This is a genomic window from Prevotella sp. E13-17 (genome assembly GCF_022024035.1).
GTDB lineage: Bacteria > Bacteroidota > Bacteroidia > Bacteroidales > Bacteroidaceae > Prevotella.
Genome location: NZ_CP091787.1, coordinates 39,462 through 63,793, shown reverse-complemented (window position 1 = coordinate 63,793; position 24,332 = coordinate 39,462). Strand labels below are relative to the sequence as shown.

14 protein-coding genes are annotated in these 24,332 nt (G+C 51.6%); all 14 read right to left on the bottom strand.

Going from position 1 to position 24,332, the window contains the following annotated elements:
• Nucleotides 1–442: 442 nt before the first annotated feature.
• The 14 genes from L6472_RS00195 to L6472_RS00130 all read right to left on the bottom strand — a co-directional run bounded on the left by L6472_RS00195 (nucleotide 443) and on the right by L6472_RS00130 (nucleotide 24,273).
• A complete protein-coding gene (locus tag L6472_RS00195; protein WP_237806095.1) occupies nucleotides 443–2,506 on the bottom strand; it encodes a DUF5005 domain-containing protein in 2,064 nt (687 codons plus the stop codon).
• Between the two features lie 3 nt (nucleotides 2,507–2,509).
• Nucleotides 2,510–3,322, bottom strand: a complete 813-nt coding sequence (locus L6472_RS00190; RefSeq protein ID WP_237806093.1) for an alpha/beta hydrolase family protein — start codon at nucleotides 3,320–3,322, stop codon at nucleotides 2,510–2,512.
• Nucleotides 3,323–3,364: 42 nt separating this feature from the next.
• Nucleotides 3,365–4,753: an SGNH/GDSL hydrolase family protein gene (locus tag L6472_RS00185; protein WP_237806091.1), complete on the bottom strand. Its 1,389-nt coding sequence runs from the start codon at nucleotides 4,751–4,753 to the stop codon at nucleotides 3,365–3,367.
• 14 nt (nucleotides 4,754–4,767) lie between these two features.
• The gene (locus L6472_RS00180) at nucleotides 4,768–5,259 is read right to left on the bottom strand and encodes an RNA polymerase sigma-70 factor (protein ID WP_237806089.1); all 492 of its coding nucleotides are present in this window, start codon (nucleotides 5,257–5,259) and stop codon (nucleotides 4,768–4,770) included.
• A gap of 153 nt (nucleotides 5,260–5,412) precedes the next feature.
• Entirely contained in the window at nucleotides 5,413–7,539 is a 2,127-nt protein-coding gene (locus L6472_RS00175) for a TIM-barrel domain-containing protein (protein WP_237806087.1), read from the bottom strand.
• Between the two features lie 17 nt (nucleotides 7,540–7,556).
• A complete protein-coding gene (locus L6472_RS00170; RefSeq protein WP_237806084.1) occupies nucleotides 7,557–8,678 on the bottom strand; it encodes a glycoside hydrolase family 130 protein in 1,122 nt (373 codons plus the stop codon).
• Nucleotides 8,671–10,824: a GH92 family glycosyl hydrolase gene (locus L6472_RS00165; RefSeq protein ID WP_370640897.1), complete on the bottom strand. Its 2,154-nt coding sequence runs from the start codon at nucleotides 10,822–10,824 to the stop codon at nucleotides 8,671–8,673. The genes L6472_RS00170 and L6472_RS00165 overlap by 8 nt, the downstream gene beginning before the upstream one ends.
• A 20-nt stretch (nucleotides 10,825–10,844) precedes the next feature.
• Nucleotides 10,845–13,091, bottom strand: coding sequence for a GH92 family glycosyl hydrolase (locus L6472_RS00160; RefSeq protein ID WP_237806082.1), 2,247 nt, complete (start codon nucleotides 13,089–13,091; stop codon nucleotides 10,845–10,847).
• A gap of 18 nt (nucleotides 13,092–13,109) precedes the next feature.
• On the bottom strand, nucleotides 13,110–16,196 hold the full coding sequence (locus L6472_RS00155; RefSeq protein WP_237806080.1) for a TonB-dependent receptor: 3,087 nt from the start codon (nucleotides 16,194–16,196) through the stop codon (nucleotides 13,110–13,112).
• 3 nt (nucleotides 16,197–16,199) lie between these two features.
• Nucleotides 16,200–17,972 (bottom strand): RagB/SusD family nutrient uptake outer membrane protein, encoded by a 1,773-nt coding sequence (locus tag L6472_RS00150; RefSeq protein ID WP_237806078.1) that lies wholly within the window; start codon nucleotides 17,970–17,972, stop codon nucleotides 16,200–16,202.
• A 15-nt stretch (nucleotides 17,973–17,987) separates the two neighbouring features.
• On the bottom strand, nucleotides 17,988–20,831 hold the full coding sequence (locus L6472_RS00145) for a SusC/RagA family TonB-linked outer membrane protein (protein ID WP_237806076.1): 2,844 nt from the start codon (nucleotides 20,829–20,831) through the stop codon (nucleotides 17,988–17,990).
• Between the two features lie 20 nt (nucleotides 20,832–20,851).
• A complete protein-coding gene (locus L6472_RS00140; RefSeq protein WP_237806074.1) occupies nucleotides 20,852–21,931 on the bottom strand; it encodes a DUF4961 domain-containing protein in 1,080 nt (359 codons plus the stop codon).
• Nucleotides 21,932–21,934: 3 nt separating this feature from the next.
• Nucleotides 21,935–22,381, bottom strand: a complete 447-nt coding sequence (locus L6472_RS00135) for a DUF5004 domain-containing protein (RefSeq protein ID WP_237806072.1) — start codon at nucleotides 22,379–22,381, stop codon at nucleotides 21,935–21,937.
• 38 nt (nucleotides 22,382–22,419) lie between these two features.
• Nucleotides 22,420–24,273, bottom strand: coding sequence for a RagB/SusD family nutrient uptake outer membrane protein (locus tag L6472_RS00130; RefSeq protein WP_237806069.1), 1,854 nt, complete (start codon nucleotides 24,271–24,273; stop codon nucleotides 22,420–22,422).
• Nucleotides 24,274–24,332 lie beyond the last annotated feature (59 nt).

Below are 24,332 nucleotides of genomic sequence, written 5' to 3'. Positions count from 1 at the left end.
CTTGCACAGAATACCAAATAATTCTTTGATTTCCGTGCAAAAATTAATAGTTATTATTATACTGATTCATCCGAACATCCTGACTCTTGCGAGTCAATAGCAGCGCCAAACCAAAAGAATAGCGGCACTATTCGGTGTGAATAGCGCCGCCAAACGATACGAAATCAGGCTCCATGATGATTATGTATTCCATAAAGGCTCTAACTTATCGACCATGTCTAAGAAGGATTTGCATATTTTATTTAAAGGTACTCCTGGATTCCTATAATCCCAATGTACTTCTTGTTTTTTTTTATTAAAAACACATTTAAATTAATGTCTGATGGTCTTTGTTCAATTGCAAAGGTATACATTATTTCTTAAAAAGATATCTGATTTATAAAAAACAGCAATCATACGATTATTAACGAAGCTTCTGCATAGAACATACGAAAAAAGGTCTTCACTTGATGAAGACCTTTTTACCGTTTTTAATATAGAGTCCGCGACGAGGATGATCGATGCGCTGCCCTTGCAGATTGTAATAAGAGTTGTCGTGAACCCTGTCTGTGACGACAGGCGCAACGACCGATGTTGACGTGGGCAGGTCGCTATAGACCTTCTGCCAGTCGAACACGCGATAGAAGAACGGACGATAGTAGTCGGCCGAACCTCTGGCGTTGAAGTTCATCCAGAAATCATCGGGGTCGCTATTGGTCGAGAACACCAGCTCGCCTTGGCGCGAGAGGGCTGGATGCAGGTTCACCATGTAGAGCCAGTGATAGGCTTGCGACCCAAGCTTGTCAAGATGGTCGGGCAAGCGGAACAGCAGCTTACGCTCGTCGAAAGGACCGTAAGGCGTTCTGGAACGATAGATATAGACATCGGGTGAGAAGATAGGTGCCTGCGACGTCATGAAATACCAGTCGCCCTGCTTGAACACCCATGGCAGCATGATGGCATAGCTGCTGGATGCCATGATGTTGGACCGACGGCGCTCCTCCTCAGTAGGATAGGTGTCCTGCCAGTTCCACTGTCCGTTGGCATCCTTGATATAGTATTGCCAAGGACTATAGAGGTCGCGGGTCTGCGAACGTGCCACCACCGTGCCCATATTTTCTACGGCATAGAGATAGCAGTGACCATCTTCGTCCTCCCACAGGGTGGAACCATAGGCGCAAGGACCCACAAACTTGTTGGGTGTGTGACTCTCGCGATAGAGGTAGTCGCCCTCGTGAGGCAGGTAGTCGGGAATGGTGGGCAGATAGTAACCCTCGGGCTCGTTGCCATCCAGGCTATAGGTGGCCAGCGAACCGTCGAGGTTGAGCAGTTCGGCCGACTCCACGCCCACCCATATCATCTGCAGCTTTCCGTTATAGACCGTGCCATCGCCCGACCAATAGACCTTCGTCTGGTCGATGTCGCCGGCTGCAATCTCGGCATCGGTCTTCTCGCCTTGGGGGTGGCGCAGGTGTGTACGGGCATGGAAATAGCGGTCAGCGCTAGCATCGGTCCAGTTGACATAGTCGGCCAGCCACACCAGGTCCTGAGGCGTCTCGCCCAGCACGCCGTCGCGACACTTCTGCACCATGATGCTGTTGCGCGGGAAGCTGCAACTGCCACGCGCACGCAGACGATCGTTGACAACGCCATAAAAACTGTCGTTGAAGGTCCACAGCACATCGCCATTGGGCAGCCCCACGGTAAGCACACCGTCGCCGCCGTTCCATCCGAGGGCACGTGTGAACAACTTATTATACTTCAAGTCCTTGTAGGCGCGAGCCGTACCGGCATAAGTAGCATTGGGCATAGCCTCCAAGTCCCACTCAACAGGTGTGGCCCACTCCAGATCGCCAGGCTCGTCCATGCTGCCATCTGTATTCGTGACACGGATGCTGGTGTCGGTGAGATAGAAGTTGCTGATGCTGTCGGCCTGGAAGGTAGCCACACGGGTGGCCCAATCGCGGTCCACGGCACCTATCTGGTTGACCTTGTCGTGAGCAATATGACCTGCCACATAGTCCAGATAATAGACACCCGTCTTGTCACTTGAGGTAGCAATAGTGAAATCTACGTAGATGCTGTCCACACGTTTTGCCGCATCATTGCCGCTGAGCAACGTCTTGAAGTCGCTGGAGGTGACAAATCCCAACCACGTATAACCATTGCGCGGATAGCAGCGGTTCAGCAGGTCGGTATAGGCCTGACTCGTCTCCAGGCTACGCGTGATGGTTTGGTTATAGTCAGGGTCGCCCGTATCGGTCGTAGCCTTGGCCACCTGAGTCATCACGATTTGCCCATCGACCTCCCACCCCTCAGGCACACGAATGCCAAAGAGACCATAGACATGTTCCATACCGCCAGCGGTATTATTGGTGTCCTTGATGACCAACTTGCCATTGAACACATTGCCCTTGACAATGCTGTGAGCCTGGACAACAAGGGTGATCTTGTAGCACGACCAACAGAGACAGACTGCCACAGCCAACAAGGCAACATTGATAAACAGGAAACGTTTGCGATTCATAAGTTAGCGTTTGTTATGATGAAAAAACTTTTGGAAAAACAGAATCTGATAGTCGATGGCATTCGCCCAATATTCACTGTTGTGACCGCCGGGACGCTGAATGAAGTCGTGGTCGATGCCACGGCCCAGCAGGCGCTGGTGCAGTTCTTTGTTGACCTCCAGGAAGAAGTCGCTTTCGCCACAGTCGAAGATGATGGCCAGCTGATGGTTCTGGATGCGGTCGATGAGGTTCACGGCGACATGCTCGTCCCACACCTGCTTGTTGGCAGCCATCTCGCCCAACTCGTCTTGGATGTTCCAATTCTGAGGGAACGGACGGAAGTCCACGCCACCGCTGGTGCTGCCCACAGCACCAAACATGTCGGGATGGCGCAATGCCGTGTGGAGCGCACCATGACCACCCATGCTGAGTCCGGTGATGGCACGTCCCTGCCGCGTGGCGATGGTGCGATAGTGGCTATCGACGTAGCTGATGAGTTCGGAAGAGAGGAAGGTCTCGTAGCGCACCTCAGGATGTCGGGGACTGTCGAAATACCAGGTGTTATAGGCACGAGGTGTCACAAAGATGACATGCTCGCGGTCGGCCACATCGACCAAGTCAGGACGTATCTCGAGCCACGACCGTTCGTGACCGAAGGCGCCATGCAACAGGTATATCACAGGACAAGGTCCATCGCCTTGAGTAGGGGACACGATGGTCACCTCTACCTCGCGGTTCATGGCCTTGCTGAACACCTTCTTAGAATCAATGCGTCCTGCACTGACCATCATTACGACAGTCAGGCAGGACACAAGAGAAAACAATCTTTTCACCATGTTCATGAACCAAAACCCTTAATTACATATTAATCATATTTCTCATCTCTTCACAGGGGTGAGCACAATCTTACGCACCTGTGGCTTGTTGATCTGATAGATACGCTCCACGATGAGGTCCATCTGGCGCTGGTGCATGTCGCGCACCTCCTTATGGATCATCTTGTCGTAGAGACCACGCTTGGCAGCCACCCAGCCATCGTCTTGTCCGGCACGGAAGGTGCGGGCAGCCTGCTCGTCGTTCTGGTTGAGCATGCCACGCTTCATAAAGAAGTTGTACTGCAACCAGGCATAGTCGCGGAACTGACGCTCTATCTCCCAACGGTTCTCGTTGAGTTCCATGATGGTCTTCGCCTGCTGATACTGAGGCGTGTGGCGATAGGTGGCCAGGTTGATGCCCTTAGCCAGCTGTGCGGCGGTGAAGGTGTCGATGAGCTGACCGTCGATGAGCAATTGGTAGTTGCCCTTCAGGCCTGTCACGCAGAAAGCCTCATTGTCCATCTCGTCCATAAACTGAGGAATCACCTTCAGCGCATCAGCCTGCTTGCGCTTGTATTCCCATCCACGTGAGATGGTGTCAAGTGGGAAGGGCAGCGAGTTGGCCAGGTAGTCGAAGCTGACCACACCACTACGGTTTTCGACATTGGTGATGGTGCAGTTGTCGCTCTTCATCACCTTCTTGCTCTTGGCATTGACCTCGACGTCGGCCACCTTCTTGCCAGCCATGCCCTGAGCCTTCAGAAACAGATAGGCCATGACCAGATGACCGTCGTTGTCGGGATGGATGCGGTCGTTGCCGCAGATGGTGAACTTAGGATCCAGCTTCTGCTGCTCCTCGTTGATCTTAGTCATCGGTGCCCAGAAATCCACGAACTCCCAATGGTTAGCCTTAGCTGCCGAGTCCTGGAAAGCCACAATACGGCCAATGGTGTTGTTCTTGTTGCGGAACACATTATCGTTGAAGGTAGAAGTCTGGTCGTAGGGCGACGTGCCAATCATGACCATACGCGTGTCCGGACGATTCTGCAGTCGCTTCTCGATCTGGTAGAAGTATTTCTTTGAGGTGGCCAGCTTCTCGGCTGCAAACTTCTCAGGCTCGGGACCGTTATACTCAAAATAGCCACTGTCGTTCATGCCGAATGTCAGGGTGATGACATTAGGCCGCTTGGCAAACACATCGCCATCCAGACGGTTCAGGATCTCAAGACTGGTGTCGCCGCCCACGCCACAGTTGGCCATCCACATCTCCTCGAAGGGGAAATGCGTCATGTAGTAAAGCCAGATGTAAGAGTGGTAATGACCGCCATCGGTGATACTGTTACCTACGAAACAAACGCGGTCGCCCTTCTTAAAGGGTGCTACCTGCTGTGCCTTCATGGCCAGAGGCATGCCTGCCAACAGCAGCAGTGAGATCAGGATATTCTTTTTCATGTCGATATATTATTTTAGGAAACATTCAGATAAGAATGGAGACGACTCAGCGCTTTGGTCATATGACACTCTACGGTGTTGACCGAGATGCCAAGTTCCTGAGCAATCTCCGCATTGCTCTTGTCCTCATAGCGACTGAGCATGAAGACAAGTCGGTTGCGGTGGGGCAACTGGTTGACAGCTTTCTCCACCCGGTCGTGCAACTCGCGATACTCCACATAGCGTGTAGGGCTCTCCAACTCGCATGCCAGATGGAGGTTGGCCCACAGACCGTGACGATACTCGCGCACATAAGCCTGATGCTTCAGATAGTCCTGACACTTATGGCGCACGGCAGCACTGGCGTAGGTGTGTATATTGGCAATGAACGACAGGCCGTCGCGTCGTTCCCACAGTTTCACCAGTACATCTTGAACCAGGTCTTCAGCATCCTCACGAGCTATCCAGGCCGATGCCATCTGCACCAGTCGTGGGAAAAGTTCCGTGTAGAGTTGATTAAAATTCATGAATGCCGTTTTTAGCTTATTGGTTTTCGGTGGCAAAGGTAGTCAATAAGCCCATGACACTACATAAAAATCGAACACAAAAAAGCAAAAATCGAACCAAAATGCCTATTAGCAGGCTCTTTGGTCCGATTTTCACCTAGTTTGACTGTTTTATTATTTTTTCAGCTTAGCTGTTGCCGAAGTGCCTTTCTGCCAAGGAGAATAGACGACCTTGCCACCTGTCAGCTGACCGATGCGCAACCAACGAACGGGGTGCTCGCGGCGACCGGCCTTCTGCTCAAGCGACACGGTGAGCACCTTTCCTTCGGCCTTTGCCTGCACCTCATAGTCAGCATAGTCGCCATGACGGTAACCAAAACCTTCGCCGGCATCCTCATAGAGACGGCCGCAAGCCTCGCCTTTGGCATCGAGGTTGACCAAGACGGTCAGCGAGTCGGTGCTGTACTCCTCGGTGTTCTGGCTCAGATTGGCCAAAGGCAGCACTGCGCCTTCGCGCAAAGAAAGACGAGCCTGATAGCCATCGTCGCCCTGTTCCATGGTGAAGGTCTTCCAGTTGCCTTTTGGCAGTGCAGGGTTCTCGGCCCAACGTGGCACGATGAGCAGGTCGCTGCCCAACATGAATGCCTGCTGCTCGCTGCGCAGACTCGGGTCCTCGGTGTCGCTCATGAAGACAGGGCGCATGACTGGCAGACCGGTCTCGCTCGACTCGCGGAAGAGCGTGTAAACATAGGGCAGCAGACGGTAGCGGCGGTTGATAGCCGTGCGGCACACCTTCTCCACCTTTTCGCCAAAGGCCCAAGGCTCTTGCTGTACCTCCTCCAGACTGCAGTGGTTGCGCACGAAGGGGAAATAGACACCGATGGCTGTCCAGTGAGCCAAGAGCTCGCCATTACAATCGCGGGCAAAGCCACCAATATCAGGACCGTTGAACGCCTGACCGGTGAGTCCCATGTTCAGCGTCATGGGGATACTGGCCTTCATGTGCTCCCAGGTAGAGGCATTGTCGCCCGTCCACGTGGCAGCATAGCGCTGACCACCCAAGAAGTTGGAACGCGACAGCACGAAAGGACGCTTCTGCGGATTGGCTGTCAGGATGCCCTGACGCGTGGCGCGCACCATGTTGTAGCCATAGACATTGTGATAGCGCAGGTGAGAACCGGCCACCTCGACAGTGCTGGCAGGCGAAGCGATGCCATGCTGGTTGTCCTCAGGCATCGAACTGTCAGGACCGTCAAAGACGGCAGGCTCGTTCATATCGTTCCACACGCCATCGATACCTGTTGCCATGAAATCCTTATAGAGCGTGCTCCACCAAGAGCGAACATCCTGACGGGTGAAGTCGGGGAAATGGCAGTCGCCTGGCCATACCTTGCCAACGAAGTTCTCGCCATTGGCCTTCTTCACATAGTAGTCGCCGGCCATGCCCTGCTGATCGACGAAATAGGTGGAATCGACCTTGACACCTGGGTCAATCATGAACACCGACTTGAAGTGCTTCTTGTGCAGATAGTCATTGAACTTCTTGGGGTCGGGCATCTGCTCAGGTGAGAACGTAAAGATGCGGAAGCCGTCCATATAGATGATGTCCATCCAGATCACGTCGCAGGGAATCTGTTTCTCGCGGAACGTGTCGGCAATCTCCATGGCCCACGTGTCGGGCACGTAGCTATGACGACACTGGTGGAAGCCGAGAGACCAAAGTGGGGGCATCTCCATGGTGCCACTCAACCGGCCCAGTTCTTTCAGTACCTCGGCTGGTGTCTCACGCTCGATGATGATGACGCGGAAAGCAGGACCTTCGCTGTCGAAGCGCACCTCACGACCTGTTGTCAGCTTAGACTTCCACGTGTTGTCGGCAATGATGCCAAAGGCGGTGCCGTCTTTTCTGACGCCCAGCACCCAAGGGTGAGTCTGATAGAGGCGCTTGCCGCCCTCGGTCATATAAAGACCGTTGTCCTTGTTCCACATGCCGATGGTCTCACCATTGCGACGCAGGTCGCCATAGACCTCGCCAGTGCCGTAAAGGTCGGCATCGCCCACCTGGATAGTGGCAATGCTATGCCCGTTCTCCTGGGTGAACACGGGCTTCAGTTGCCAGTTGGCTGGCAATTGCAGGGCCGTGGGTGTTAGTTCGTGAACAAAGATAGGTGATGGTTGGTGGTTGGCAGCATCGTAGTTCTTAGGATAGAAGACAGCCACACGGTCGCCTACCATCGTGGACACTTGTGCTGATGCCGTGAGCGACAGAGCCGTCAGCAGCGAGAGAAATAATCTTTTCATTCTGGTTATACTTACTATTATTTATGATTGGTATTACACACAGCAACGCCGACACGCGAATCGGCACAACCATAATAAAGCAGCCAACGCTTATTATGATACACTAATCCTTCTGCAAAAACCGTGCCAGCAGGATACTGTCCGCTGCGCTCGTAGTCGGCCTCTGGAACAAAGAAGGGTTCGTCGAGCCGATCGAGCAGCCGTGTGGGGTCCTCTCCACTAAAAAGGGCTTGCCCCGCACAATAGGTATTAGCCACATAGCGCGGGTCGCCGTCAGCGCCTTCCAGGTTCTTGCCGTTATAGATCAGCACAATGCCCTGGCTGGTAAGCACGGCTGGCGGACCGCACTCAGTGAGCTGACTGTCGAAATGTCCCTTGCGTGGTTCCATGACACGCAGCAGTTCACCCTGTTCATCAAGTAGTGGCGTCCAGTCTATCAGATTGTCGGACGTGGCCACATTGACAAACTGTTCGCCCCAGTACATCCAATATTTATCACCAATACGGGCTACGACCTGACGGTCGCCCTGAAGGCGGGTAACGACAGATGCCGACTTGGAAAAGTCGTCCTTGAAACGACCTCCATAGGCTTTCGCGAAAGCAGGTCCGTGCTTCTGCCACGTGACCAGGTCGCGAGAGGTGGCAACGGCCAGTCGTGCCTGCTTGCGGTTCCACTGCGTGTACATCATCACATAGAGTCCGTCGTCGGTCATCACCACACGTGGATCCTCGCAACCGCCAGGACACTCGTTGGCGGCCTGCTCGTCGGTGGCCGACGGGAACAGAACTGGGGCACCATGACGCTGGAAGAACAGTCCGTCGGCCGACGAGGCATAACCGATGCGCGATGTGCGCTGACCAATGCCGACGGCCGAGTTGTCTTCTGCCCTGTAGAGCAGCACCACACGGTTGTTGATCACTGCAGCAGCAGGATTGAAGGTGTCGCTGCCCTCCCACTCCACCGCTTCGCCACGCATGGGACAGAAGAAGACGGAGTTGGTGTCGGGCGAGATGACGGCCCCCACATTGACCGGACGTTTAAAGGGACCAAGTGCCCATGACTTGGACTGTTGAGAAGAATGCTTGCACCCCGTCAGGGCGAGCAAGACAAATAGGGCTAAAACAAGTGATTTATTCATAGGAAGGAGGTGCTATCTGCGTGCCCCACTTACGATGGGGACTGGCAGCGGTTTGATATTGAAGTGTGGCGCCATCAACGATGGTCTTCAGGTCCAACCAGGTGGACGGATGCTCGTGTCCGTTGACGGTGAGGCGCGTGGTATATATCTTCTGTTCTGAGCCACCCTTGATGATAACATCGCCATGAGGCAGGTGGATGGTGGCCTTGGGGAAGACGGGGGTGTTCAGTGCGAAACCGCCCACGCCGGGAATCATGGGATACATGCCAAGGCAGGCCCAGACATACCAGGCGCCCATGGAACCGAGGTCGTCATTGCCCGGCAGACCGTCGGGACGGTCGCTGTATTGCTCGTTGAGCGTGCGGCGCACCACCTGCGACGTCTTCCACGGACAGCCAACCCAGTTATAGACCCAAGGCACCTGGAAACTGGGCTCGTTGCCCGAGGCAAACCACGTGTCGCCATAACCGGCATCGAGGCGCCTGAAGTATTCGTCGAGTCGCTGTTCGGCCTTGGCTGGTCCGCCAATGATGTCAATAAGGCCTTTCAAGTTGTAAGGCACCATCCAGAAATAGTCTTGATAGGTGGCCTCACGGAAATCCTCGCTGAGCGGTTTCCATGAACCGTCCTCATGGCGCGACTGCAGCCAGCCTGTTTCAGGATTATAGAGGTTCTTCCATGAACGGGCCGTGTGGAAATAGCGCCACGAGGCAAACTCGTCGCCTGCAGCATGGAGGGCATACTGACCGATGGCAAAGTCGGCAGAGGTGTATTCCAACTGAATGGAGGCCGGACAATAGCCTTTCTCCAGATACTGCTGGAGATAGGGACGCGTCTCCTCCTGCTGGGATTTGGCACCTGGCACCTCGGCACCACGACGCATGATGTCGAAGAGCGGCTTGGGGTCGTAACGGCGTGCACCGAATGCCCACGCATTGCTGACAAGGATGGACGAGGGATCACCCTGCATGATGCCGGTCTCGATGTTGGCCAGCACCCAGCGCGGGAAAGAGCCTCCCGACTGCTCGGCAAACAACTGGTGGGAGACGACGATGTCGCTGGCCCAGTCGGGCTGAAGCAGGGCTAACAACTGTATCTGGGTGCGATAGGTGTCCCAGTTGCTGAACTGAGAATAGTATTTGGAGTTGGTCTTGTGCACCTTGAAGTCGGCACCCATATACTCGCCATTGACATCGCTGGCCACACTGGGATGGATAAAGGCGCGATACAGGTGGGTATAGAACTGCGACGTGCGACTGGCATGGCCGCCTTCCACCTCGATGAGAGAGAGCATCTTCTCCCAAGCATCCTCTGCCTGCTGACAGACGGATTCAAAGCACCAGCCGGGGTTTTCCTGACGCAGGTTCTCCTTGGCATTCTCTACGGAAACGTAGCTGATGCCCACTTTATAATGAACGACAGACTGCTTACTGGTATCGAACGTGAAATAGACGCCCGAGAACTCGCCTTCGGCAAAGGTGTCGCCAGGATGAAGCCGATCTCCCTTCCAAGTACCGATGGCAACGGCATCGGCATCGAATTGTGCAGCCATATAGACCTTATACGGTGTGCGGATACCACAGAAATAGCCTCCGTCGGCATAGCCTTCAACACTGTGAGGCGATGTGACAACCAGTGCGGCCTCGGTGATGCGGGTGGCTGCTATACCGGCACCGATGATGACGGTATTCAGGTGGGAAGAGTCGGGAAAGACATATTCTGCCATGCCCGTGCGCTCGGTGACGGTGAGCGCTGCCTTGACATCGTCATTGACATGCGCCTCGTAATAGCCTGCATGGGCTTTCTCGCCGCTGACCTGAAAACGGGCGTTACGTATCTTATCGGGAGACGCCGTGAGCGCACCTTTCACAGGGAAGGTGGGAAAGTTGCCCATATGCTCGCAACCGCCGCCACTATTCTGATTAACAACAAAACCTGCATTCTTGGCAAAATAGGTGGGGGTGAACTGCACCATGCCACCAGGATAGGTAGCCCCAGGAAAGAGATAGCCTGAGGCAAGGCCTACGCCCTGTGTACCGATGAACGGGTTGACCATACGGGCACGGGAACCAGCCCACGAGGTCAGACCAAGGGCTGCAAAAAGGATAATAACAAATAGTCTTTGATGCATACAATCTTTTTTAATATTATTCTTAGAAAGAAAAGTCAGCGTCGGCTGGCCCTGGCTCTGGAAAGAGAGAATGGCGCTGCCTGTTTGGAAATGGCACGCTGGCGATTGGGCTCCGATGACATCTGAAGGACAAGTGTCCCGCCACGGTTGATTTCATCGTAGGTCAGGTAGTTGCGCCCAAAGGGCTGACCATTCAACGTGGCAGACTCGATATACACATTCTCGGCACTATTGTTCTGTGCCTCGATCGTAAAGTGTCGGCCTTCTTCGGTGGTCAGCGTCATGCTATTGAAGAGCGGACTGCCAATCACATACTGATCAGTGCCAGGAGTTACGGCATAGAGACCCATGGCACTGAGCACATACCATGCAGACATGCCACCCTGGTCCTCATCGCCTGGGAAACCCTGAGGGCCACTGTTATAAAGGCGATTCATAATCTGACGTACCCAATACTGGGTCTTCCATGGCTGACCGGCATAGGTGTAGAGATAAGGCAAGTGCTGGATAGGCTGATTGCCATGGGCATACTGTCCCATATCGGCAAGCTGCATCTCTTTCATCTCGTGGATGATGCCACCATACCATCCGGGCTTCACGGTGTTTTCCATCGTGAAGACACTGTCTATCTTTTCCACAAAGGCCTGATCACTACCAAAAAGGTTGATAAGTCCCTGCACATCGTGAAAGACAGACCATATGTAATGCCAGGCATTGCCCTCGGTATAGGGACCGCCCCACTCCAAGGGATCGAAGGGTTCTGTCCAACGACCATCGGAAGAGCGGCCACGCATGAAATGCGTCTCAGAATCCCACAGGTTTCGATAGTTCATCATCTGTCGGCCGAACACGCGTTCCCAATGTTTCAAACCCGCAGAGCGCGCCAACTGCCACGCACAGAAATCGTCGTAAGCATATTCTAATGTCTGGGTGACGCTGCCATGCGACTCGGGAAAAGGAACATAACCCAGGGTGAAATACGACTTCCACCCTGCACGTCCGTTGGCTCCACCCCAAGGGCCTTTGTTCATAGCCTCGTGAGCATAGGCCTTCAAGATGCTGTCAGCAGAAACTGTTCTGATGCCTTTTGCCCATGCGTCGGCCAAAAGAGAGATGGCATGATTACCCACCATGCCGCCCGTTTCTCCGGGAAAAGACCATGACGGAAGCCAACCGCACTCATGCTGAGCCTGAAGCAGTGCCTCCATATAGCGGCCCTGCTGGGTGGGATGAAGTAAACATGTAAGGGGGAACTGCGAACGGAAGGTGTCCCAAAAGCCATTGTCGGTGTACATATAACCATCGTGTACACGTCCGTCGTAGGGACTATAATAATAAGATGTGCCGTCGGAGCGACGTTCATAGAACTTACGCGAGAACAGGTTGGCACGGAACAGACAAGAGTAGAAAGTGCGCAGCTGTTCTTCTGTGCCACCCTGCACACGGACCTGACCAAGTAGCTGATTCCAGGTCTTACGCCCGCGCTCACGGGTCTGATTCAGAGAACGATCGCTGCCCAACTCGGTCTGAAGGGTCAAGCGAGCCTGCTCTGCACTGATATACGACGAAGCAGCCTTGACCTGAACCTTGGTGCCAGGGGCAAAGCCAACATATACGCCTTCGGCCCACTTTCCTTGTGAGGTGAAAGGCTTGTCGAACTGAAGAATGAAATAGCAACGGAACGTCTCGGGATGGTTGACAAAACGGTGGTTGTTAACCCAGCCAACAATCTGCCGACGGGCGGCATCGACCTTCATGTCGAACTGACCATGATAGCCATCGAGCACCAGCCATGCCTGCTGACCGCGTGGATATGAAAAACGGAAGTGAGCCCCACGTGTTGTGGGGGCCACCTCCGCTATGGTACCATCGTTCAGACGTACACGGTAATAATGTGGAAGAGCTGTTTCGTTGTCATGAGTGAATGCAGCAGCACGCGCCCTTTCATCCGTACGCAACCTTCCGGTAACGGGCATCAGGGAATAGACCGCATAATCGCCTACCCACGGACTACATTGGTGCGACTGAGAGAGACCTCGCAAGCTATCGGCCTTCCATTGGTATTTCCATCCATCGCCATTAAGCCCTGTTTGTGGCGACCAGAGGTGCATGCCAAAAGGCATACCTGTGGCTGGATAGGTATTGCCACGACTCAACCCGAAATCGGAATCGGTGCCCTGACGGGTATCGACAAAATGTGTCAGGTCGTCGGCAGAAGCATGCACGATGGAAAACATGCCTAGCAGAATGGGGAGAGACAGTATGGTCCTTAATCGATTCATGACAACAACCTCCATCGTTTAGAATGCCATAGAAACACCGAAGTTCAAGACACGCTGGTTCATGTAGGTGTCGCCAGCCGAGTTGGTCTGTATCTCGGGATCCTGCTGATACTTGTCGTAGCTGGTCCACGTAAACAGGTTATAGGCATTCATGTACAGACGCAGCGAGCTGAGGAAGCTGGGCGTGTATTTACGAGGGAAGTCATAGCTCAGATCGATGGTCTTCAGACGTACATACCAGGCATCGATCAACCAGAAGTTTGACATATAGGCTTGTGCACTGTTGATGGTTGACGGGTTGCTGGTGAGACGAGGGAAGTTGATGGGTTCGCCATTGGTATAGCGTTCCAAGGTCCAACGTTCTTTGTGCAGTGGCTGGAACTGGCTCTTGAAGGGTTCGATGCCTGTTCCAACAACGCTGAAGCTATAGTTGAAAGAGCCTTGGAACAACACGCTCAATGTGAAGCCCTTCCAAGAGCCGCCAATGGTCCATCCCATGGTGGTGTTGGGCAGATTGGGCAAACCGATAGCACTCTTGTCATAGTCGTCGATGACGCCATCTTCGTTCAGGTCCTTATACTTCAGATCGCCTGCCTGTACGGGGATATCGGTGTTGGGTACAGCGGGAGCACCTTCGGCTCCAGCCTTGATGAGAGCGATATCTTCGGGAGTGTAATAGCCTATCCACGTATAACCGAACTGCTGACCGATGCTATGACCTGTCTGTGCCAACCACGGATGTCTTTGCTGAGCCTCAGCCATGTATTCAATCTTGTTCTTGGCATACGAGAACACCAGGTTGGTGTTGAAACTGAAATCGCCCCAATGGTTGCGGTAGCCAATCTGGCCGTCGAAGCCCTGATTGGTGGTGCGAGCCACATTGATAGGTGAGGTGCCGACACCGAGCATCAAGGGGATGTCGTTGCGATAGACCAGCTGGTCGTAGCGCTTGTCGTGGAAATAGTCGAGCGTCATAGACACGCAGTTCCAGAGGTTGATGTCAACACCGAGGTCGAACTTCTTGGCCTTCTCCCACGTCACGTGATCGTTGCCCAGGGCACCCTCACGATAGCCCTGAAACCACTCTTCCTCGTATTCGGCAAACTGGTAACTGTTGCCACGCTCATAGACCTGATTATAAAGGTAGCGATTGCCCATGGCCACATCGGAACCTACAAGGCCGTAGCTGGTGCGAATTTTCAAGAGTTCGACACCCTTCACATGGTCGCGGAACCAGGGCTCTTCTGAGATAGCCCAACCTGCGCCCACAGCGGGGAACCAACCGAAACGGTGGTCGGCCTGGAAACGGTCTGAACCATTGTATGCCACATTGAAATCGAGCAGGTAGCGATTCTTGTATTTGTAGCCTAATTTAAGGGTAGTACCCATAAACTTCTCGGGTACCTTTGGCTGACCAACAAATGCAGGAGTATTGAGCTCGGTGGTGGTACTTTCGCGATTGTAGAAAAGCATACCTTCTACATCATGTGCCTCATTGAACACACGATGATAGTTCAGCGATGCCATCAGGTTCATATCCTTGATGGCAGTGCGAGGCTCAACGGTGATGGCAGGCACACCCTTTGTAAACACATTGTCTGGGTTGATTGTATAGGTGCCATTAGCTGAGTTGTAATGCCATGTGGGAAATTCTGTGCGCCATGCAGAACGGGCATTCTCGTCGATGGTAGAATAGGCCAGTCGTACATTTGAAGACAGACCCTTTGTCAAAAAGTCCATATTCCAAGTAGCCTGGTAAAGCAGGTTGTTGTCGTTACGACGTGAGCGCACATAGCCCTCGTTGGCCAGTCGGGCATTGAGTGTTGGACGACGTGTGTCGGTATCGTAAAGATAGGCATAAGAGCCGTCGGGGTTCATGACAGGTGCAGAATAGGGATGCATGGCCGAGAAGTTATAGATCTCGCCAGTCGCATTGATACCACGCGGCTCGTTGATGTTCATGAAACGTGACGTGATGTCGAGACGCATAGAGAGATTCTTGGTGACTTGAAAGTCGAGATTTGAACGGAAGTTGAAACGGCGATAGCGATAGTTGCTCTTCAGCTCGTCGCCAGAATCGAAATTGCGCACCAGACCATTCTGACTGAAATAGCCCACGGACACGAAATACTTCAAGCGGTCGGAGCCACCAGACACGTCAACATTGACATTCGACTGCTGTGCCGTCTTCTTGAAAATCTCATCGTACCAGTTGACATCTGGATGGCCATAGGGGTCATCGCCCGTACGGAAATGTTCGAGGTCGGCATCGGTAAACAAAGGCGTCAGTCCGTCGTTGGCACGTGCCTCGTTGACCAGTGTGGCCGTTTCGTAGCTGCCCAGGAAGTTGGGGGTGCGAACAGGCATCTGCACACCTGTCTCCATGCGCACATTGATCTTAGGCACCCCACTCTCGCCACGACGTGTCTTGACCACCAGAACACCATTGGCACCCTTGATACCATAGATAGCCGTGGTTGAAGCGTCTTTCAGAATAGAGATACTCTCAATCTCGTTGACGTTAATCTGTGATAGTTGGTCGTAGGTGTACTCCACATCATCGACAATAATAAGCGGCTTGTTGCCATCGCTATTCAGTGAGCTGACGCCACGAATGAAGAAGTCGCTGGCATCCTTACCGGGCTGGCCGCTACGCTGCTGTGAGAAGAAGCCAGGAAGTTTTCCAGCCAACGCGTTCTGAACACTGCTGACAGGTACTTTTTGCAGTTCCTTACCATTGATGGCACTGACGGCACCCGTCAGCGTGATACGCTTGGCCTGGCCGTAACCAACCACAACGACCTCGTTGAGCAAGCTATTGTCGTCTTGCATCACCACATCGAGCTTGGCACCCTTGACCGTGGCGACGAACTGACGGTAGCCCACATAGGAGAACGTGAGACGCTCGCCCTGACGAACAGTCAAGGAGTAACGTCCGTCAATATCGGTGGTAGTACCTACACCGGCAGAGCCGGCCTTGACGGTGACACCTATCAGAGGTTCGCCATTCTCTTGCGAAGTAACGACACCGCTCACTGTGAGCGATTGAGCTGTGATGAGCATGCATGTCATCAGACACGCAAAGATGATTATCAGTCGTTTCATAACTTATTTCCAATTGGGGTTCTGAACCATGTTCCTATTCTTGTTGACTTCACTGAAGGGTATTGGGTAGAGATAGTTGCGAGCAGCAAAATTGGCCTTGAGCACGTTAACACGTGTGTAGGTAGTAGTGCCCGAGCTCTCAACAACCTGCATTCCCTGCAAGGGTTTGGCAAACACATCCTCGGCAATACGCCAGCGACGGATGTCATAGTAGCGGTGCTCCTCGAATGCAAGCTCTATGCGACGCTCATTGTGAATGGCTTCGCGCATCTCAGCCTGCGTCATGTTGTCTTTCAGGCCATAGCTGTAACCAGACACCGTTCCTTTCTTGATACCGGCACGCTTGCGCAAGAGATAAAGAGCATCGTACACCTCGGATGTGGGACCGACAGACTCGTTTTCGGCTTCGGCAAAGTTGAGCAGTATTTCTGCATAGCGGAACATGACCCAGACATGAATCACGGAAGAATATTCGCTCTTGTCGGCAAACTGACCCATAAACTTACACATGTAATAGCTGGTAAGTGAATAATCCGTGCCGTTGGCAGGGTTATTGGTTCCACCCTGCCATGTGGCGAGCTTGCCACCTAACCACTGAGACCCATTATGCAGAATCGTCTTGTCAAGACGGGGATCACGATTCGAATAGGGATCTGCATCTGAATAAGGATAGAGAGGACTATCGCCTGGCATACGTCCGTCGGCCATAGGGAATGCGTCAACAAGATTTTGAGTCGGACAGGTGCGTCCGTTACCCATACGAGGACCTGTGAATCCGAGAGGTCCATTGCTGTTCTCGATGCTGGTGTTATTGCCGCCCTGACGGAAGAAGATGAGCTCGGGATTGGCACCATAGTCATAGAAGTTGAGGAACACGTTGCGGACGTCTTCGGTCAGTGTGAGACTGTCTTTGCCCTTATGGCCCTCGCCTTCAATCAAGTCACGAGCAGCATCGGCAGCACGCTTCCAACGAGCAGCGTCGTAAGTGGCATAGCCCACCAATTCATTGCCGGCCTCGAGGGTCTGACCATTGAACAGAGGCGAAGCGGCATAGAGCAGCACACGCGACTTCAATGCCTGACAGGCCTGCTTGGTGGGTGCATGACCAAACTCGGACACATTGCTCATGGTACCAACCGAACGCAAGGAATCCTGAATGTCGTCCAGCTCATTCACGATATAATCCACACACTCGCCAAACGTGTTGCGGGGCAACTCTACGTCATCATTAATATTAAACACGCGATCACCGACAATAGGCACGCCACCATAGCGACGCAACAGCTGGAAGTAGAACCATGCACGCAAGAAGCGAGCCTCGGCCTTAAAAGTCACACCGAGTGGACGAATCTGTCCGACGGCATTTTTATAAGTAGCGCGAAATGGCACCCTGTCAATACCGGAGATGAGGATGTTGACCTTACGAATACCGGTATAATACTGTCCCCAGCGCATATCACTGCCCACGCCATTGCTGGCAGTGTAGCGTCCGGTAACCAAACGCAACACATCGGGCTCGCCATCCATATCGATGCTGATGGCATCGTCAGAAGCAGCATCAAGATAGTCGCCACCCACACGGTTGTGACCATTCTCCATAATATCGTAAATGGTGTTCAGGTACTGGCGTGCCTGCTTACCTAACGAATCGGTTGTGGAAAACAGATAGTCGGTAGTGAACTCATCGGCAGGGAGCGTTTCATAGTTATCCATACAGGACGTCAGCATCATTGGCGAGCCCACTACCAGGAGTATGAGATATTTTATTTGTTTCATTGCACGTTCGTGTTTTTAGAAGTTGAGATTGATACCAGTAAAGAAGCATCGCTGTAAAGGCGAAGAAGTGAAAGAGACTTCTGGATCTACCAGTTTGCAAGCTGAGAAGGTGATGGCATTTTGAGCATTGAAGAATACCTTCACACCAATACCACCAAGATGCTTCTGGCAGAGCTGCTTAGGTAGATTATAGGCTAGCTGCATGTTCTTCAGACGAATGAAATTTCCCTTGTGCATCCACAATGAAGAACCGTAATATCCACCATAGTTATACGTGTTGCCTCCTGCCGACAGTCTTGGATAGGTTGCAGTGGAAGCCGTTTCTGGCGTCCAGCGTCCAAGAATGTTCTGATAGGCCTGGCCATAGGTGTTGCCAATGCTCTGGAAGCCTTCAACAAGGGTACGGTCGTCAACGTAAAGGTCGCGATTATAAACGCCCTGCCAGAGCATAGAGAATTCGAAACCGCAGAGACTGAGACCGAGGTCAAGACCAAAGTACTGAAGTGGTTTATCACCACCGATGACGGTGCGGTCGTACTCATCAATGATTTTATCGCCATTCAAATCGGCATATTTAACATCACCAGGTTGCACTTCCACACCCTGCATGACAGGATAATTAGCGGCGATGTCCTCGGCACTGAGGAAGCCCAGGGCTTTCAATCCATAGACGACACCGAGTGGACGGCCTGTCTGGCGAAGATAGTTAAAGGGTTGTTTCTGTTCATCCATGAAGAGCAACTTCGTGAACTCTATGCTCCAATTAGGGGCAATATAGTAAGAAACAGGTCCTACATGGTCTTGCCAACTAAGACTGATATCGACACCCTGACGGCGCGACTTGCCTATGTTTTCCGTAGGATAGGTGGCACCAATCAACTCGATGCTCTTACCACGGGTCTGCAACAAGTCAACATACTTGTCATTATAGTACTCGGCTGTTGCTGACAGACGACCATTCAACAAAGTTGCATCGATACCAATGTTCAACTTACGAGCTTTCTCATAGGTTATGAACGGATTAGCCATCGGCATCGTCTCGCTGGTGAAAATACCACCAGAGGTGCCCATTGATGTTCCCTGAGGATAGGCTGCAGTAGCATTCTGCGAGAATCGCTGACGATACTGATAGTAACCAGAATTGTCAATGCCATTACCTGTATGACCATAAGTGGCACGCAACTTCAGCTCCTGAAGCCAATCGGAAGTGCCCTGCATGAAATTCTCGCGGCTAACCATCCACGCTCCACCGAGGGCAAAGAAATGACCCCATCGGTTGTCTGGCGCATAACGATTAAAGTAGCTTTGTGTCATTGCAGCCTCCAGAAAGTAGCGACGATCATAGTCGTAGCGCACACTTTCCATGATGTCTGAAGGAATCATGGGTAGATCGTACTGAACCACTTCATGACGAGTGTCACCCATTGCTCCTAAGGCAACATGATGCAGCCCGAATTGACGGGTATAGTCAACCGACAAACGACCATAGAGATTCTGATAGGTTGAGACAGCCGTGAAATTATTGCTTTGGGAAATAGAATTACCATAGCGCAGATAAGTGGGAACACCATCTACGATAGAAAAATGATAGACGGGATTTTGCTTCGTACGTACAATGGCCGTACGTGTCTGATGTGTCACATGACCTGTAAACGTTGCCGACAAGCCCTTCACAAGTTTATTGAAATCATACTTCAAAGACAACGTTGCCATGATATCACGCATGTTGTCGTTGATATAGCCCGACTCCCAAGCCTGCGATGCCAGGTTATTAGTAAAGGCAATTGTGCCGCCCCATGTTCCATCTGGATTATGTACGGGATAGGCATTATTCGGTGTGCGCCAGATGTTCAGCAGCAAGTCGCTATAGCCAGAACCAGAACCGCCAGGTTGATTGCCTTCGATAATGCGCCCGATGGCTGTCATTGAAGCTGTGAAATCTTCGGTGATGTTGATATTGACCTTCGACGAGATCATGTATCTGTTGATATCGAAGTTCGTGTTGTAGCCGTTGTCGTTGTTTGTCTTGAAGAGACCATCCTCGCCGGTATAGCCTAACGAAACAAAGAACTGTGCCACCTTTCCACCGCCTGTCACATTCAGATTGTACGATTGAGAAAGGGCGTTCTTGTTCATCAGCTCATCGTACCAGTTCACGTCTGGATGAGTAAATGGCGAAGTCTGATCTCGATAGGCATCACGGTCTTGAGCATTATAGATGGGTGAACGGCCATCGTTCTGAAGAGCTTCATTCAACAAGTAGGCATACTGACTTGAAGACAAGGGTTTCTGATTAAACGTGTTGCCATGAATACCCCACTTGGCGGTGAAACCAAAGTGAAGGCGATCGCTGGTTGGTGTCTTCGTTGTAATAACCAAAGCACCGCGTGAACTCTTCATGCCAAGGAACATTGATGAAAGAGCATCACGCTTCAGCGTTACACTTTCAATGGCCTCAGGGTCAAGCGACACCATGTCACGCTCGATGCCATCAACAATAATGACGGGTGCCAGTCCGCGGCTTGAGAGCGTAAAACGGGTATTGTCGCCATAGGGAAGCTGACCATAAGAAGCTGGTCGGTAACCAATCAGGTCTGCGGAAGTGTTAACCGAAATACGAGGCAAGTCGCTACCACGATACTGGCCAATATTAAAGCCTGCGATGCGTCCCTGTAACGATGTCAATATATCTGTAGAGAGATATTTCTCCATGTCTTGGCCACTCACCGACGGGGCCGATGCCGAAGCGAATTCAACCGTCGCTGAATCTTTTTGCTGGCTACTGGGCTTTCCCAACCCCTGCGTGCTAATAGCTGCAAGAGCGATGAGTGCAAATGATGTTCGAGATATTGCTTTCATTGCTTAATAGTTGTTAGTGATTATTCACATTCAAGCTTTAGGTTAAATGGCTCGTTGTCACGGTCTGCCGACCCAAGTTGCACCAGATCATCGGTTGACTGGTTGACGAAACGAGTCCCGTCGGCATTGACGAAGTAGTAGTCTATGTGATCTATCAACTCATCTGTTGGCACGTTGAAGAAACCAGAAGGCCAAATGGTTAGATTGAATGTGCGGTTTTGTGTGTTTTGCCTGTGCATCTGCGTCTGAGGACCTATTGCCGGAGCTTGATACTCACGCCCATCGACGGTTACTGCCTTTCCTTGCAAATAGACTTCATCTGTTTGCGCCAGAGGATTACTCGTCAAAGAGAGATCGACATCGGCCAGGTAGCTAATGGTGATATAGTCATCCTGCAGGGCGGTCAATGGTGACACGCGATTAAAATGACGATTACAGAAATCTATTGTCATTCCTTTGCCTCCGAGCACCTCAAAACATTCGTTGGCAAAAATAACCTTCTTATGCTCTGTGCCATTGCTGAAGCCATCGTCTGTATGGTTCACAAAGAAGCCCAGCTTGCATTTCAGATTACGTTTTCCGACACGTGTGCGAACCTGTATCTGATAGGTTGGATCTTGGTTGTTGCGAATGTTCCATGTCTTGTTAGTCTGGAAAACCACCCACTCCATATCATCAAGCACATTAGGGCCGACTCCATATTCTGAAAGCAGGCACTGAGTCCATGTGCGTCCTTCGCCATTCTTCGGGAGCTGCGATTCTGGAATGACTGACATTGGGAGCTGTTCGCTACGATCATCAGACAAATCGCATTTGTAAGTCACCACTCCTTGATGGGCCAAGTCCCAATCTTTGGGAACCAACATGGCAAAAACAAACTTCGTGGTACAGCCATCATTGTCTGTTGTACGACACTGGATTTTGCCGTCCAGGGTGAAAGTCACATCCGACTGTGCCTTGGCGTAAAAAACCTCACGCCCACTCTCGTCTTTCTGGGCTATCTGGTAGCGGTCGATAAACACGCAGTCAGCAGCTGACAGTGCCACGGCCATGGCCAGCACCATCACATATGTTATATGTCTTAAAAACTTCTTTTTCATATACTATGGGTTGTTTTTTCGTTCCAAAACATACGTATAAACATTACTTGCGCAACCCGGTGAGAGTGTAATCAACAAAGTTCGTTGTCCATTCACAACGGGGAAGTTGAAGTTGACGGTAACACGACTGGTTGCCCCATCCTCATGAAAGGATAGTTGATAAGGATAGAGCGGATCATCAGTCGTCCAGGTTCCGTCTTTCTCTACGACAAAAGGCAAATAGTTTTCAATGTGATAGCGTCCATCATTTGTGATGTGTAGCTCGAACTTACTGAAGTCCATGTCTGAAGTAATATCGATATCATTACGTGTCACATTCTTCAGTGTCCACACACCACTAACATTCTTTACAGCTTCCGGCACACTATAAGGTGATGTGTCGTCTGCGAACTGTGAGCAACTCGTCAGCAACAAAGCCATCAGTAGTGCTCTACCAGTATTCTTTATCATATTATTCATAAGGAAATCATTCTATGGTATTAATAATACTATTCATAATAAGGGTTCTGAACAAGTGTCGGTGTTTTCACAATTTCCGCATAGGGAATAGGCCAGAAGTACATGGCCTTGCGGAACACATGTGTACGAACCACAAATTCACGAGGTACATAAGTCACTTTATTGTCATCACCCATAACGCGTGTGATTTCAAGTCCGTGCATTGGCTGGTTCTCGGTCTTCTCTGCAATCATCCAACGACGCACATCATAGAAACGGAACCCTTCGAAAGCCAGTTCTATACGGCGCTCCAGTTGAATGGCTTCGCGCATCTCCTGTTGTGTCATTCCAGCTTTCAAACCATACATGCCATCGGCTCCGGGCTCTATGCCTGCACGACGACGTATCAGTTTCAGTGCCTCAAGAGGACCATAGGTGTTGCCATCAGAGAGTGTCTCCTGGAAATCTGGTCCCTTCCACTCGTTGGCAGCCTCAGCATAGCTCAGTAATACCTCTGCAAAACGAATGAGCGGACGTGATTGAGGTGGCTCTACCCACCAGTTGCCCGATGCAGCACGTGGCAACATCTTACGCGTATAAAGTCCTGTCGGCGTACCAGAATAGACGGCATCCTGCGTAGAGTTCTCGCCCTGATAGGTATAAACCGAGTAGGCATAATTCTGCTGGTTGCATATCTTACTGCCATTATAGACTATAGAGATATCGAAACGTGGGTCGCGATTCTGGGCAGGCTGAAGTGGGTTGTAGGTATAAGAGCTCTGGTCGATAGGCTTACCATCAATCATGGGGAAGCATTTGGCCAGGTCGTAATAGGCATAGCCTGCACCACCATTACCGCCACACGATGGCGGGTCTAACAGCTGGCAAGTATGAATGCTCAAAGGCATCTTCCTCATCAGGATTATTTCTTGATAAGAAGCATACGGATAACTGAATGAGCCACGACTCGTATCGTCTGTCGTCACATTAACAAACTCTGCTGGCGACTGAACGGCATAAAAGCCCCAACCTGGTTCTGGAGCGTCGTCTGGGAACTTATGACGCGTATGACATTCGAACAACCGATAGTCACCCTGCATCTGCATGCAACGCTTCGCTGCCTCATAGGCACGCTGCCAGCGCTGAGGGTCGGCATCTTCATAACCCAACAATAGCTTGGTATCTTCTGTTCCGAAACCGCTTCCGTTATGCAACGGGCTGGCAGCATCTAGGGTGACTCGCATGATCAGTGCCAAACAAGCAGCCTGACTGATTCGACCATTGCTACGACCAGAGTTGCGTGGACGCAACACATTCTCGGCAAGCACTGCATTACACTCATCGATGATATAGTTCACACACGTCTCGTAAGTCTGTCGGGTGGCATCAATCTCGTCATTGGCTCCATATATCTTGTCATATACAATAGGCACGCCACCATAATGACGCAACAACATATAATAATACCACGCACGCAGGAACCGGGCTTCTGCCTTATACTGCTTGAGTGTGGCAGCAGCGATAGGAGCACGGTCGGCAAGCTGCATGAACTTATTACAACGACGGATATTGGTGTAACAACGACTCCACACATCATCCGTTACGATGACAGGATTAATGGTGCCCATGGCAAATGCGACACCTGTCGTGATACGAGACGAAGCTCGCGGCTCTGCCTCATCTGTGGCACATTGCAATCCACCCTCACCAAAACGGTCCAATTCTGAATCAAAACCTATGTCGGCATAGATTTCCGTCAGGAATCCTGTCGCATAAGCACTGTCAGCAAAGACACTTTCCTCATTAAGGTCGGTTGTTGCCGTCTGATCGAGGAAACTGTCATTACAAGAGACTACACCGAGCATACTCAGCAATAGTATAAAAAAGTTTCCTTTTGCTTTCATTGCGTACATTTATAGTTAAGTTATTGAGTTATTTCCTTCAAGAGATTATAATAGTTTCA